Raw genomic sequence first — 14,015 nt, forward strand, 5'->3', positions numbered from 1 at the left:
GTGAGCCGGTCGTCAGTCCTGGTCGGTGCGGTTCTGGATCTCGAGCCGCTCCACGTCGGACCGGTCCGTCGGCGGCACCGTCTCGCGCATGCCCATCCGCGCGGCCTCCTCCTCGAGCAGGCGGTCGCGCGTCTCGCGACGCTTGCGCTGCTCGGCAGGGTCGGGCACCGGGACGGCGGCGAGCAGGCGGCGCGTGTAGTCCTCCTGCGGCGCGCGCAGGATCTGCTCGCGCGGCCCCTGCTCGACGAGCCGGCCCTTGTGCATCACGGCGATGCGCTCCGACAGGATCTCGACGACGGCGAGGTCGTGGCTGATGAACAGGCACGCGAAGCCGTACTCCCGCTGGAGCTCCTGGAACAGCTCGAGGACCTTGGCCTGGACCGACACGTCGAGCGCCGACGTGGGCTCGTCGGCCACGAGGAGCTTCGGCGAGAGCGCGAGCGCGCGAGCGATGCCGACGCGCTGGCGCTGGCCGCCCGAGAGCTCGTGCGGGTAGCGGTTGCGCATGCTGCGCGCGAGGTGGACCTGGTCGAGGAGGGACTCGACCCGGCGGTCCAGCTCGGCGCCCTTGGCGATCTTGTGCAGGAACAGGGGCTCGCCGATCGACTCGCCGATGGGCAGGCGCGGGTTGAGCGACGAGCCCGGGTCCTGGAACACGATCGAGACGTGGTTGCGGACCTCGCGCAGCTCCTTGGTCCCGATGCCCTTCATCTCGTGCCCGCCGATGGTGAGGCTGCCGTCGACCACGGGCAGGAGGCCGACCGCGGCGCGGCCGACCGTCGTCTTGCCCGAGCCCGACTCGCCGACCAGGCCGACGACCTCGCCCTCGCCGATCGTCAGGTCGATGCCGTCGACCGCACGGAAGGCCGGGATCCGCCCGCGCTTGGGGTACTCGATCGCGAGGCCCTTCGCGACGAAGACGTCGGAGCCGCCCTCGGCGGTGCCGTGCGCCGCGGGGCGTGCCCGCTCGGTCACCTGGGCCGTGCCCGCCGGCGACGCGACCTCCTCGGTGTGCGAGAGGAGGTGCGGCACCGCGGCGAGCAGCTGCTGCGTGTAGGGGTGCTGCGGTCGGTTGAAGATCTCGTCGGCGGTGCCGCGCTCGACGATCCGGCCGTCCTTCATGACGAGGATGCGGTCCGCGAGGTCCGCGACCACGCCCATGTCGTGCGTGATGAGGAGGATGCCCGAGTCGATGCGGTGGCGCAGGTCCCGCATGAGCTTGAGGATCTCGGCCTGGACCGTGACGTCGAGGGCCGTCGTCGGCTCGTCCGCGATGAGCAGCTTCGGGTCGAGCGCGAGTGCCTGGGCGATCATCGCGCGCTGGCGCTGGCCGCCCGAGAGCTGGTGCGGGTACTTGTCGACCGAGAGCTCGGGGTTGGGGATCTCGACGAGCTTGAGCAGCTCGACGGCACGCTCGCGTGCCTGCTTCGGGCCGATCTCGCGGTGCGTGCGCAGCGTCTCGATGATCTGGAAGCCGACCGTGTAGACGGGGTTCAGCGCCGTCATGGGCTCCTGGAAGATCACCGCGACGTCGTTGCCGCGGATGTGCCGCAGCTTGGAGTGGCTCAGGCCGATGAGCTCACGCCCGCCGAGGCGCGCGCTGCCGGTGGCGCGGCCGTTGGACGGGAGCAGGCCGATGAGCGACATCGACGACTGCGTCTTGCCCGAGCCGGACTCGCCGACGATCGCGAGGACCTCGCCGGGCCGGACCTCGTAGCTCACGTCGATCGCGGCGGGGTACCACTCGCCGTCGACCCAGAACTCCACGCCGAGGTTGTCGACCGCGAGGATCGGCTCGGTCGCCGTGGCGGCGGTGGTGTCAGTGGTCACGGTGGGACATCCTTCGGTGGCTCGGGCGCGAGGAGGGGTCTGGGAAACTGGCGCCGTGGACGAGACGAGCATGGTCTTCCGCCCGACGTCGGGCCGCTGGCTGGCCGGGGTGGTCGCGGCGCTCGCGACCTACGGGCTGGTGAGCCTCGTGGCCTCGGGGGGCGTGACCGACGTCGTGCGGTACGGGCCCGGGGTCGCCCTGGTCGGTGCGCTCGTGTGGGCCGCGTACTGGCAGCCCTCCGTCGAGGTCTCGGCCGCGGGGGTGACGCTGCACAACGTCCTGCGCAGCGTCGAGCTGCCGTGGCCGTCCATCCAGCGCGTCGACACGCGGTACGCCCTGACCCTCGTCACGGCCTACGGCACGTACGCCGCGTGGGCTGCACCGGCCCCGGGCCGCCGGCGTACCAAGGACGTGGTCGAGCCCGAGCTCCGCGGGCTGCCCGAGTCCACCTACGGCGCGGCCGGCAGCGTGCGCCCGGGCGACCTGCCCGGCACCCCGTCGGGCGACGCGGCCGCCATCGTGCGTCACCGCTGGGAGGCCCTCCGCGACGCCGGTCACCTCGACCGGCCGCGGCTCGAGCGCAGCCGCCCCGTCATGCGGTGGCACCGCACGACCGTGACGGTCCTGGCGGTCCTCGCCGCCGCGACCGTCGTCGGACTGGTCGCGACCCATCAGCCCTGACGCAGCTTGCGCTTGCTCGGGATCTTGCGCTGGCGCGGGTCGAACGCGTCGCGCAGGCCGTCCCCGATGAAGTTGACGCACAGGGCGATGGCGATGATGAACAGTCCCGGCCACCAGAAGAGCCAGGGGCGCGTCGAGAACGCCGACTGGTACTCGTTGATGAGCTGGCCGAGGGAGACGTCGGGCGCGCTCACGCCGAAGCCCAGGTAGCTGAGCGACGTCTCGAGGATGATCGCCGACGCCATGAGCAGCGTCGTGTTGACGATGATCACGCCGATGGCGTTGGGGAGCATGTGCTTGAACATGATGCGGGCGTTGCTCGCACCGGCGACGCGCGCCGCGTCGACGAACTCACGCTCGCGCAGCGAGAGGAAGTCGCCGCGCACGAGGCGCGACATCGTGGTCCAGGTGACCAGGCCCAGCGCGAGACCGAGCAGGACGGCGTTGCCGCCGCCGAACGCCTTACCGAGCACCGCGCCGACGACGATGATCGGGATGGTGATGACCATGTCGGTGAGGCGCATGAGGAGCGTGTCGACACGGCCGCGGAAGAAGCCCGAGAGCGCACCGAACGTGATGCCGATGGTCGTCGCGAGCAGGCCGATGAGCACCATGACGGTGAGCGAGCGCTGCGTGCCGAACATGACGCGCGCGAAGAGGTCACGACCGATCTCGTCCTGGCCGAACGGGAAGTCGCCGACCCGGATCCCGTCGAGACCCACCTGCAGCGTGGGACGGCCGCCGGCGACCGCCGTGTCGTGCGTGCGGATGTGGTCCCACTGCCACCAGCCGTCGACAGGGCCGATGCCGATCGACGTCGTCGCGAGCAGGATGATCCCGATGAGGACGCCGCCGGCGATCATCGCGCCCTTGTGGCGGATGAACCGACGGAAGACGATCTGGCCCTGCGAGAGGCCCTCGACCTCCTTGAGCTCGATGGCGTTCTCGAGCTTCTCGGTCGCGTCCTCCGCGGGGGGCGGCGTGGTGAGAGGCGTCTGGGTCATGCGTTCACCCTGATCCGTGGGTCGAGGCCGGCGTAGACGAGGTCGGCGACGAGGTTGGCGAGGACGGCGACCGTGCCGGTCACGAGGAAGAAGCCCATGACGGGGTACGGGTCGTCGCCGTTGAGCGAGGTGATGAAGAGGTTGCCCATGCCGGTCCAGCCGAAGATGCGCTCGGTGATCACGGCGCCGCTGAGGATCGCCGCGATGTCGAGCGGGATGATCGTCGCGAGCGGGATGAGCGCGTTGCGGAACGCGTGGCGCATGACGACGGTGCGCTCGGTGAGGCCCTTGGCGCGCGCCGTGCGGATGTAGTCCTGGTTGAGCACCTCGAGGAGGCTGCCGCGGGCGTACCGCGTGTAGCTCGCGAACGAGATGAGCAGCAGCGACGTCGTCGGCAGGATGAGGTGCGTGTACTGGTCGAGCGTCTCGACCCAGAAGTCGCCGTTGAGCCCGGGCGTCGCCGCGCCGAGCGTCGCGATCGGCCGGTTGTCGCTGTAGTCGGAGTAGATCCGCCACACCTGCATGACGCGGTCGGCGAAGATCAGGACGGCCACGCCGACGGCGGTGAGGCCGGCGGTGCGCATCGACTGCCCGCGGTCCGGCCCGCCGAAGGCCCAGCCGACGAGCGCCGCGACACCGAGCGACACGAGGAGCAGGCCCACGATCAGCCAGAAGGTCGCGTACGGGAACACGAACTGGAGCGGGTACCACAGCGCGGTGCCGATGCCGACGACCGTGAGCGCGGAGTACAGCGCGCGGCGGTTGCGCAGGCCCGTGCTGAGGACCGTGACCGCGAACGCGATCGCGACGCCTGTGACGGCGATGAGCACCGGGCCGAGGCTCGGGTTGAGGAACCAGCCGGTCGACGAGACGAACCAGAGCGTCACGGCGGTCGCCGCCCCGGCCGCGGCGAAGGTGATGAGGCGGCGTCGGAGGTCGCCCGCGACGAGCGCGGACCAGACGAGGCCGGCGACCACCGATATGCCTATCAGTCCCCCGGTGCCGATCGTCGGGTCCCTCAGGAAGTCGTTGAAGCCGATGGCGCCCCACTGCTTGAGGAGCACGGCGATCCAGAACGTGGGCAGCGAGTACAGGAGGAACGACGCGAAGGTGATCGAGTAGTCGAAGCCCGTGTACTGGCGCAGGGCGCTCGCGATGCCGACCGTGATGCCGGTGATCATCGCGAGGAAGGTCGCGACGACGACGAGGCGCAGCGTGACGCCCACGGCGCCCGCCAGCAGGTCCGTGACCTCGCGGTTGGTGCGCCAGCTCTCACCCATGGTGCCGTCGCCCCACAGGAAGCCCAGCAGTCCGCGCAGCCAGATGAGGTAGCGCAGCACGGGCGGCGTGTCGAGGTTGAGCAGGCGCGTGCGCTGCTCCATGAGCTGGTCGCGGTTGATCTGGCTGCTCGTGCGGAGGTCCTCGAGGGGGTCCGTCGCGAAGTCCACGAGCATGAAGAAGACGAAGGTCGACGCGAGCAGCACCGCTGCTGCCGAGGCGAGTCGTCTCACGAGGAAGGTGAACATCGGATCCGTCAAACCTCGCTGAGGGGAAGGGGAGGCGCACGCAGAACGCCCGAATACTACCGGCGGGTAACGCCTGGATCGGTCACCGAGGACCTAGCCGACCTGGCCAGTCTGGGCCCGTCGTCGGGCCGCACGCACCCGGGGGCGGGGGGGGCGGGGGGGGCCGCCCCCCCCCCGGGGGGGGGGGGGGGGCGCCCCCCCCCCCGCGGGGGGGGGGCCCCCCCCCCCCCCCCCCCCCCCCCCCCCCGGCGGTGGGGGGGGTGCCCCCGCCCCGCGCCCGAGTGTCGCGTGACAGACCTCCGCGCGTCGGCCGGGGGGCCGGGTGAGAGGGGCACGGTCAGGCGGCGAGGACCTCGTCGCACAGGCGGGCGACCGTCGACGCGATGCCGTCCCGGGCCGGGCGCAGGTAGGCGCGCGGGTCCGTGAGGCGCTGGTCGTCGGCGAGCCGACGGCGCACGGCGCCCGTGTACTCCACGTTGAGTGCCGTGCCCACGTTGACCTGGAGGCCGCGGGTCAGGCGCGGGCGAGGCGGTGGATCGCCTCCGTGAGGACCTCAGGGCTGCACGCCAGGTTGAGACGCGCGTGGCCGCGGCCCTCGGCCCCGAAGGTGTGCCCCGGCACGAGGGCGACCTTCGCCTCGAGCGCGCGCCTCGCGGGGTCGTCGCCCCAGCCGGCGTCGCGGAAGTCGAGCCACGCGAGGTACGTCGCGTCGGGCATGCGGTAGCGCACGCCCGGCAGGTGCTCGGCGAGCAGGTCGGCGAGCAGCCGCCGGTTGACGTCGACCGCCGCCCGGACGCCTGCGACGTACGCGTCGCCCGAGGTGAACGCCGCGGTGCTCGCGTGCAGCCCGAGGATGCTCGTGCGGAAGCCGACCTCCTCGGGCATCGCGTCGAGCAGCGCGACGGCGCGCTCGGACTGCCCGACCATGAGCGCGCACTTCGTCCCCGCGAGGTTCCAGCCCTTGCTCGCGGCGGTGACGCACACCCCGACCTCGCGCGCGTCGTCGGACGCGGCGAGGAACGGCGTGAAGTCCTCCGGCCGCTGGACGAGCGGGCCGTGGATCTCGTCGCTCACGACGACGACGTCGTGCGCACGCGCGATCGCCGCGAGCCGGCGCAGGTCCTCGGCCGGGTGCACGACGCCGACGGGGTTGTGCGGGTGGCACAGGACCATGGCCCGCGCGCCCGCGGCGAACGCCCGCTCGAGGCCGTCGAGGTCGAGCGCGGGCGTGCCGTCGCGGTCCACCAGCGGCACGTCGACGCGCTCCGTGCGCGCCTCGGCGACGAGGTCCGCGAACGGCGGGTAGACGGGCGGGGTGATGACCACGCGGTCACCGGGCCGGGTCGCCTGGCGCAGGGTCTCGACGATCGCGACGCTCACGTCCGTCGTCGTGCGGATGCCGGCCTGGTCCGGGCGCCAGCCCCAGGTGCGCTCGGCGTACCCGGCGAACGCCGCGGGCAGCGGGCCCGCGCCGTGCACGTAGCCCGTGTCCGACGCCTCGACGCGGTCGATGATCGCGCGCGCGACCGTGGGGTCGAGCGGGTAGTCCGTCTCCGCGACGAAGAGGGGCAGGACGTCGGGCGGGTAGGCCGACCACTTCTCGCTGGTCCGGGCTCGCAGGGCGGGGAGCGGGTCGGCGTGGACGTCCATCGGCCCAGCATGCCCGACCCCGCACGGGCAGGCTCCCGCACCGGATGTGCGGCGCGCGGTACTGGTGGGGCGGGTGGGGCGGGACGGGCTCGCCGATCACCTCACCAGCCCCTCGCGTCACGAGCGCCGCACATCCCGATCGACACCGGCCAGGGCGGCGACGACGTGTGCGGCCCGCCGGGTGCGGCCCGCCGGGGGGCTCCCGGCGGGCCGCGCCCCTCACCGCGTCGTCAGTCGGACCAGACGCGCAGGTGGTCGAACCGCGACGTCGCCGGCTCGCCGCCCTGGAGGCCGTGCGAGATCAGGCCGATCCGGACGTCGGCGTCGGCCGGGAACGTCCAGACGCCGCCCGCGTACCAGTGCTCGCCGTCCGCGCTGGTGAGCGCCTGGATCTCGCGCTCGCCCGCCTCGTCAGTGCGGTGCACGAGCCGCAGCCACGTCGTGTCCGACGGCGTGCCGGCGATCGTGCCGCCGAACTGCGTGCGCCCGGCGTACGGGATCTCCCGGCCGAACTCGGTCTGCCGCGTGTTCCAGATGGCGACGTGGGAGAGCCGCGCGAAGTCGTCGTCGGACACGTACGCGACGATGCCGCCCTGCTGGAAGTTGCGGACGGTGTCGGTGCCGAGGTCGATCGTCAGCTTCGTCTCGGCCGTCCAGTCGCCGTCCGGCGCGTCGCGCAGGAGGAGCCCGGCGGTGTTGCCGCCGCCCACGAGGTCCGTCGCCTCGACGGGCCATACGAGCTCGCCGCCCTCGACCGTGACCTGCGGGTCGCGGACCGTCGTCCAGCCCTCGCCGAGCCCGTCGTCGAAGGTGAGGTCCTCGACGAGCGTGCCCGTGGCCGGCAGCGGCACGACCTCGGTGACCGGGTCCGCGAGCGGCACGGCGCTGAGGTTGTCGACGCCCACACCCGCACCGGTCGCGAACGCCCCCGCCGCGCCGGACGTGCGCGTCCCGCCCGGCAGCTCCAGGTGCACGACGGCGATCGGGTCGCCCAGCCGCGCGTGGCTCAGCTCGGCCGTCGCGACGCCGTCGGCCACCTCGAGCACGAGCGAGTGCCACGCGGTGAGGTCGGTGCCCGCCGCGACCGGCGCCGTCGCACGCGCGCCGCGCGTCTCGACGACGAGCTCGCCGGACGCCGGGTCGACGTAGGCGGCGACCCGCTCGGGCGTGCGCCCGTGCCCGCCGCCCTGCCCGCCGCCTCGACCGCCCGCGATGTCGGCGCCGTCGTCGGAGCGGCCGTGGCCGTGACCGCTGGTGCGCAGCGCGGCGACGACGCCGCCCGCGGCGTCGCCCTCGAACCGGACGTCGGCCTCGACGCGCACGTCGTGCGTCATCGCGTGGCGGGTGACGAGCGTGCCGGCGCGGGACGAGAGTGCGTACGTCCCGCTCTGCTCGTCCGACGCCGTCCTGAAGCCGGTGGCGCGCCAGGGCGCCCCGATGCCCTCGTCGAACGTCGTGACCGCCCGGCCGGACGTCACGGGGCCCTCCTGCTCGCCCTCGGACGCCCACGCGCCCGCACGGACGGTCGGCCAGCCGTCGACCCAGTCGAGCCGGTCGATGAGCATCGGGCGCTCGTTGATGCCGCCGGTCCCGTCGAGGTACGGGTCGGCGCGGTCGATCGCGTGGTAGACGAACCAGTCCTGGCCCGCGAGGTCGGTCACGACGGCGTTGTGGCCGGGGCCGACCCACGCGTTGCCGTTCGGCGCGATGACCTGCGTGCCGCCCGCGCGCGACGTCGTCAGCGGGATGCCGTCGGCGTCGACGTAGGGGCCGGTGAGGCTCGCGGAGCGCCCCACCTTGACGCTGTAGCCGGTCGTCGGGCCGGCGCAGCAGTCCGCCGTGGACGCGAAGAGGTACCAGAACCCGTCGTGCTGGACGACGTAGGCGCCCTCGAACCGGTTGTCGATGGCGACCTGCGTCGCGGCGCCCGTCGCCTCGGTGCCGGTCTCGTCGAGCTCCGTGACGAAGATGCCGCCGTAGTAGGAGCCGTAGAAGAGGTACTCGGTCCCGTCCGGCCCGACGACGTGGGACGGGTCGAAGGTCCACAGGTAGTTGCCGGGACCGCCGTTGTTGCGCGGGTCGACCACGGGGTCGCCCGAGTCCGTCCACGGGCCCGTCGGCGTGGGGGCCGTGGCGACGCCGATCGCGTTGTCGTTGGGCTCGTCGGGTGCCCCGGGGATCGCGGTCGACGTCACGACGTAGTACAGGCGGTACTCGCCGTCGACGTACCGGATGTCGGGCGCCCACAGGCCGGCGTCGGGCGCGGCCCACGTGGGCCGGTTCTCGGCGGTGAAGGCGTCGCCCACGTACTCCCACGTCACCAGGTCGGTGGACCGCGACATGGGCAGCGTGTGGAAGACGCCCTCGCCCTCGCGCAGCGGGTCGGTGGTGCCGTACGCGTACCAGTACCCGTCCTTGCCGCGGATGACCGCGGGGTCGGCGAAGGTGTCGGCGAAGGGCGCGCTCACGGGGTTGGTGTACGCGGTGCCCTGGGCCTCGGGGCCGTGGCCGCCGCCTGGTCCACCTCCTCCCGCGGTCGCCGATGACGGTGCGAGCGCGAGGCCGGCGGCGAGCAGTGCTGCCGCGGCGGCCCGGCCCACGACGGACGGGAAGGTGGTCTGCCTCATCGCAGTGCCTGCCGTTCGTGAAAGGGAGGAATCGGAAGGTTAACGTTTGCCTCACCGATCGCGGACCCGCCAGACCCTGGCGCGAGGAAGCCCGGACCGATCGCCGGCCGCCGGCCGCGCCTCGTGCGCGCCCTACGATCGCCGGATGCTGCCCGAGGACTGGATCGAGCACCGCCGCCCGAGCGACCGCGAGCTGGTCGGCTGGCTGCGGCCGCAGGGCGAGGGGTTCGTCGCGGTCGACCGGCTCGGGCGCGACGTCACGGGCGTCGTCGACTGGACCGACGGCGAGGAGGCGCTCGAGGAGCGCGGCCTGCGCTGGCTCGCCGACCTGTGGCAGCTGACGCTCGACGAGGGCCGCACGCTGCGCGTCGTCCTGGTCGAGGTGAGCCCCGAGCGTGTCGTGGTCAAGCTCGACGACTTCGGCGCGGTCGGGGTGGGGACCCGCTCGTGGACGCTGCCGTTCCCGGCGCCCGCGACGCTGCAGCCCTACGCCGGCGACCGGGGCGTCATCGACGGCCTCCGCTGACCGCGCCGCCGGCCCGCGGTCAGTCCCCGGCGCTGAAGCCGAGCTCGGGCCAGTGGGCCCACTCCTCGAAGTGCTCGGCGCGGCCGTCGTCGGCGAACCGCAGGATCCACAGGTCGCGGTACTCCTTCGGGTCGTCGCCGCCGTAGCGCACCTCGGCCCGCACGACGGCGACCGGGGCGTCGAGGGCGACGACGTCCCACGTCATCGTGAACGGCGTGGGGTCGGGCCAGAACTCCTCGATCGCCGCGCGGCCGCGCAGGCCGTCGTCGTACGCGCCGCGGAGGTAGAGCGCGTCCTCGGTGAACAGGCGCGCCACGGCGCCCACGTCCTGGGCGCGCCACGCGCGCTCGTACTCCGCGACCCACGTCCCGACCCGCTCGCGCATGCTGCCCGCGTCCATACGACCTCCCGACGACGACGACCGTCCCAGCCTGCCGCCGCGCCGCCCGGCCGTCGAGCCGTCGCGGCGCCGCCGCTTCCCGACGGCCCGGGTCGGCGCGAGCTCACTCGGTCGCGGCGGCCCCGACCACGCGCGCGAACCAGCCGCCCGGCGGCACCTCGGGCGGCGGGACCTCCTCGAACGGCCAGGGGCGGTCCGGCTCGCGCGGCCAGAGCACCTGAGCGCGCGACGCCGCCTCGGCGAGCGTGGCGGCCGGGAGCGTGACGGCACCCTCGGGCAGTCCCCACGCCGGCGCGGCAGCGACCACGACGACGTCGCCGGCCGGCGGCGCCGGCGTGAGCCAGAGCGTGAGGTCGTAGACGCGGCCGCCGCCGTTCGCGCCGTGGTGGGTCAGCACCGGCACGTCGGGGTCCGCGTCCCACGTCGGAGCGCCGAGCACGGTCGAGGCCGTGCGGCCGTCGGCGAGCTCGACACCGAGCAGCAGGGCTCGCTCCGTCGCGCCGAAGTGGTCGCTGTCCGGCGCCGGGTCGAGGCGCCGGCGCACGCCGACGTCGAGCAGCAGCCCGGTGGTGAACACGCGCACGCCCGTGAGCGCGACGACGGTGTCCCGATCGCCCGTGAGGACCGCCGTCGCGGGGAGCACGCCGGGCACCTCGTTGTCCGGTGGGGTGTGGCGCCGCTGCCACGCGTCGGCCTGCGCCTGGGCCGCGGCGGCGTCCTCGCCGTCCCCGTCCCCGTCGTCCACGACCACCGTGCGCGTCCACATGGCGCCGAGGCTCCCGGGTGCCCTGCGCCGGCGTCAACCTCGGGATGCCGGTGTCGGCGGTCGGGGGTACCAAGGACCCATGACGAGCGACGCACCCCAGCAGCCCCTGCCCGACCCCGACCCCGCGTTCACCCCCGCGGGCGACGCCGACCTCGCGGCCGACCCCGCGTCCGGCCGCGGCCCCGGCGGCGCGCCCCTCGACGAGGGCGTCGAGCTCGGCAGCGAGGCGGACGATAGCGAGCCGGCCGGCTCGACGGACCCGGACGCTCCGCTCGACGGCGGCGCCCACTCGAGCGGCACGGCCGGCACGTCCGACGCCGGCGACGCGCCCGGCGTCGGCAGCCCCGAGAAGGACCCGAAGGACTGGGTGACGGGCGACGAGCCGATGACCGGCCCGCAGCAGAGCTACCTGCAGACGCTCGCGCGCGAGGCGGGCGAGGACGTCCCGGGCGACCTCACCAAGGCCGAGGCGTCCGAGACGATCGACCGCCTCCAGGACGAGACGGGCCGCGGCGCCTGACGGACGCCGCCCGCCGGGGCACGCCCACGCGTGCTCAGGCGGGCGTCATCCGGCGCGCGACCCCGCGCCACACGAGCAGCTGCACGACGGCGAGCGCGAGGACGTAGGGCAGCAGCGCCTCGATCCCCACGCCGCCCGCGAGCGCGCCCGCGAGCCACGGCAGCGCCGACCCGCCGATCACGCTGACCGCGTTCATCGCGCCGATCGCCGTCGGCACGTGCGGCGCCGCGGTGAGCCGTGGCACGACGGCCATCGCGGTCGGGAAGAGCGGGCCGAGGAAGAAGCCGAGCACCGCGAGCCCGACGGCGGCGACCGCCGGCACGGGCGCGAGCCACACCACGCCGACTGCGACCAGGACCGCGACGAGGCACACGAGGACGAGCCGCCGCACCCCCAGACCGAGCCGCACGCCGACCGGGCTGATGACGAACCGGCCGACGGTGAGCCCGAGCCAGTAGGCGCTCACGGCATAGCCGGCCGCGAGATCGGAGACCGCGTGCCGCTCGACGAGGTCGGTGAACGCCCAGGTGCCCACGCTGATCTCGACACCCAGGTAGACCGTGAGGAAGACGGCCGCGAGCAGCACGGCGCGTTCGCGCAGCACGGCGAGCAGGAGCCCGGACCGGTGCGCGGGCGGCTCGGCGTCGCCGTCGGCCGGCGCCGCGGAGCGGGGGAAGAGCAGGGCCGAGGCGACCACGAGCGGCACGACGAGCGCCGCGAGGAGCCACCAGACCGCCGTCCACTCCAGGGCCGTGAGCATGCGTGCCGCGAGCGCGGGTCCGACGAGCGCGCCGACGCCGAAGAAGGCGTGCAGCCGGTTGAGCAGCGTGGTCGCGGACGGGAGCTGCGACAGGTAGGCGTTGAGGACGGACTCGAGCACGCCGACGCCGTAGCCCGCCACGGCCTGGACGGCGACGAAGAGCACGAAGGACGGCCGTGCGGCGGTCGCGACGGCGGCGAGCAGGTACAGCGAGCCGCCCGCGACGAGCGCCCACCGGGTGCCGAGCCGGTGCATGAGCGCGCCCGTGCTCGAGCCGGCGAGGAAGAAGCCGGCCGACGACGTGAAGAACGTCAGGCCGATGGTCGCGAGGTCGACGTCGTAGTCGCGGACCTGGGCGGGCAGCAGCACGCCGCCCACGCCGGCGCTCACGCCGACGAACACGAAGATCACGTAGGCGAGGACGACGGACGCGGAGGTCGAGCGCGCGGTGCGGGTGCTGGTCACGAGGGCCCTCTCGACCGGCGGGCTCCCCCGCGCTGGCCGGTCGCCGTCGACCGGGCGCGACGCGACCCCGTCGACGCGCCGATAACGATATCGACATCGTTCTCCACCGCCTAGCCCCGCCCGCCCCTCGCCGAGGTCGACACTTCCCGCCGAGGTCGACCGGGTGCGGGGTGGGACGCGGGGGGGCAAGGAGTCCCACGCGCCCCGCGGGGGGGCGTCAGGGCGTCAGGTGGCGAGCCAGGGCGTCGAGGCCCTGGTGGAGCGACGCGGTCTCGTGCGCTTGTGTCGCGGGGCTGCCGTCGAGCAGGTCCAGCACGGCCTCGCGCGTGACGCGGGTGCCACCCGCCACCGGCTCGAGCCACGTCGTCCGGACGCCCGAGAAGAAGCCGCGGTCGCGCGTGACGAAGGCCTCGCCCTCGTCGACCGCGAGCGTCTCGGCGAGCGTCGCCTCGAGCCCTCCCCCGCCGTGCCGGACGACGCAGCGCAGCTCGCCGGGCCGCCCGGGCGGCGTCCCGGGGACGGTGAACGCGACGGCGTCCGGGTCCGGCTGCCACCAGTGGTCGTGCCGGGCGTCGGTGACGGCGAGCCACACGCGCAGCGCGGGCGCGGGCACGACGACGGTCGCGTGCACGGTCACGGTGACGCGCGGGGCGGCGGCCGCGCGCCACGCGCGGTGCTCGTCGTCGCGTCGGATGTTCCGGAGCACGACGCCCTCGCGCGGCGGTGCCGGTGGCGGCCCGTCGCCGAGGTGGTGCGCGACGGCGGCGAGCGCGTGCTCGAGCTCGGGCGCGAGCGTCTCGTGCATGAGGCCGACGCCGGCCGCGGGGGCGTGCGCGTCGAGCGCGATCCGCAGGACGCACGAGTCCGGCCCGGTGGGCTCGGCGGCGAAGGTCCGGCGCAGCGGCCGGCCCGCCGCGCGCGGCACCACGACGACGCGGCGCCCCCGCACGACCTCGACGACGTCGCTCACCGCCCCGAGGAGCGCGTGGCTCCACGGGTCCGGCACGACGACGACCCGGCGCTCGCCCACCGCGCCCGCGGGCGTCCCCGGCACGACGAAGCCGAACGCCCCGGGCTCGGACACCTGGAACGCCGCGCTCGCGGGGTCCGCGAGGACGCCGAGCGCCACCTCGGCGGGTGCCGCCACGGGCAGCGCACGCTCGACGACGATCGGCACCGGCGTGAGGTCCGGACGGCGCGGCGACGACCCGCGGCGCTGCCACCGCTCGTCGGCCCACCGGCTCAGCCCCATGCCGGCA

Annotated in this window: 13 protein-coding genes; 3 read left to right on the forward strand and 10 right to left on the reverse strand. The window is 74.4% G+C overall.

Annotation, left to right across the window (positions count from 1 at the left end; translation table 11 throughout):
• Positions 1-12 precede the first annotated feature (12 nt).
• Complete coding sequence (locus JIG38_RS03745) at positions 13-1,902, reverse strand: ABC transporter ATP-binding protein (protein ID WP_199422380.1); 1,890 nt, start codon at positions 1,900-1,902, stop codon at positions 13-15.
• On the opposite strand from JIG38_RS03745, the gene JIG38_RS03750 reads away from it, so the two are divergent.
• Complete coding sequence (locus JIG38_RS03750) at positions 1,886-2,512, forward strand: PH domain-containing protein (protein ID WP_307844555.1); 627 nt, start codon at positions 1,886-1,888, stop codon at positions 2,510-2,512. The two genes, JIG38_RS03745 and JIG38_RS03750, sit on opposite strands and share 17 nt — an antisense overlap.
• Here JIG38_RS03750 and JIG38_RS03755 read toward each other — a convergent pair.
• The 5 genes from JIG38_RS03755 to JIG38_RS03775 all read right to left on the reverse strand — a co-directional run bounded on the left by JIG38_RS03755 (position 2,503) and on the right by JIG38_RS03775 (position 9,319).
• Entirely contained in the window at positions 2,503-3,516 is a 1,014-nt protein-coding gene (locus tag JIG38_RS03755; protein WP_199422382.1) for an ABC transporter permease, read from the reverse strand. The two genes, JIG38_RS03750 and JIG38_RS03755, sit on opposite strands and share 10 nt — an antisense overlap.
• The gene (locus tag JIG38_RS03760) at positions 3,513-5,042 is read right to left on the reverse strand and encodes an ABC transporter permease (protein ID WP_199422384.1); all 1,530 of its coding nucleotides are present in this window, start codon (positions 5,040-5,042) and stop codon (positions 3,513-3,515) included. Before JIG38_RS03760 ends, JIG38_RS03755 begins: the two co-directional genes overlap by 4 nt.
• A 337-nt stretch (positions 5,043-5,379) precedes the next feature.
• Positions 5,380-5,535, reverse strand: a complete 156-nt coding sequence (locus JIG38_RS03765; protein WP_199422386.1) for a hypothetical protein — start codon at positions 5,533-5,535, stop codon at positions 5,380-5,382.
• 20 nt (positions 5,536-5,555) lie between these two features.
• Positions 5,556-6,692 carry a MalY/PatB family protein gene (locus JIG38_RS03770; protein ID WP_199422388.1) on the reverse strand — a complete coding sequence of 379 codons (1,137 nt, stop codon included), beginning with the start codon at positions 6,690-6,692 and terminating at the stop codon, positions 5,556-5,558.
• Positions 6,693-6,922: 230 nt separating this feature from the next.
• Positions 6,923-9,319, reverse strand: a complete 2,397-nt coding sequence (locus tag JIG38_RS03775; RefSeq protein WP_199422390.1) for a family 43 glycosylhydrolase — start codon at positions 9,317-9,319, stop codon at positions 6,923-6,925.
• A gap of 145 nt (positions 9,320-9,464) precedes the next feature.
• On the opposite strand from JIG38_RS03775, the gene JIG38_RS03780 reads away from it, so the two are divergent.
• Complete coding sequence (locus JIG38_RS03780) at positions 9,465-9,845, forward strand: hypothetical protein (protein WP_199422392.1); 381 nt, start codon at positions 9,465-9,467, stop codon at positions 9,843-9,845.
• Between the two features lie 19 nt (positions 9,846-9,864).
• Here the strand turns inward: JIG38_RS03780 and JIG38_RS03785 are convergent, their stop codons facing one another.
• Positions 9,865-10,245, reverse strand: coding sequence for a nuclear transport factor 2 family protein (locus JIG38_RS03785; RefSeq protein ID WP_199422394.1), 381 nt, complete (start codon positions 10,243-10,245; stop codon positions 9,865-9,867).
• Between the two features lie 103 nt (positions 10,246-10,348).
• Entirely contained in the window at positions 10,349-11,011 is a 663-nt protein-coding gene (locus JIG38_RS03790) for a hypothetical protein (protein ID WP_199422396.1), read from the reverse strand.
• Positions 11,012-11,090: 79 nt separating this feature from the next.
• Here JIG38_RS03790 and JIG38_RS21220 point away from each other — a divergent pair, with 79 nt between their 5' ends.
• Positions 11,091-11,531, forward strand: a complete 441-nt coding sequence (locus JIG38_RS21220; protein WP_372419758.1) for a DUF3072 domain-containing protein — start codon at positions 11,091-11,093, stop codon at positions 11,529-11,531.
• A gap of 34 nt (positions 11,532-11,565) precedes the next feature.
• Here JIG38_RS21220 and JIG38_RS03800 read toward each other — a convergent pair whose 3' ends face one another.
• Both JIG38_RS03800 and JIG38_RS03805 read right to left on the reverse strand, forming a co-directional pair.
• The gene (locus JIG38_RS03800; RefSeq protein ID WP_199422398.1) at positions 11,566-12,756 is read right to left on the reverse strand and encodes an MFS transporter; all 1,191 of its coding nucleotides are present in this window, start codon (positions 12,754-12,756) and stop codon (positions 11,566-11,568) included.
• Positions 12,757-12,973: 217 nt separating this feature from the next.
• On the reverse strand, positions 12,974-14,008 hold the full coding sequence (locus tag JIG38_RS03805) for an SRPBCC family protein (protein ID WP_199422400.1): 1,035 nt from the start codon (positions 14,006-14,008) through the stop codon (positions 12,974-12,976).
• Positions 14,009-14,015: the final 7 nt, after the last annotated feature.

The organism is Actinotalea solisilvae (genome assembly GCF_016464425.1).
Taxonomy (GTDB): domain Bacteria; phylum Actinomycetota; class Actinomycetes; order Actinomycetales; family Cellulomonadaceae; genus Actinotalea; species Actinotalea solisilvae.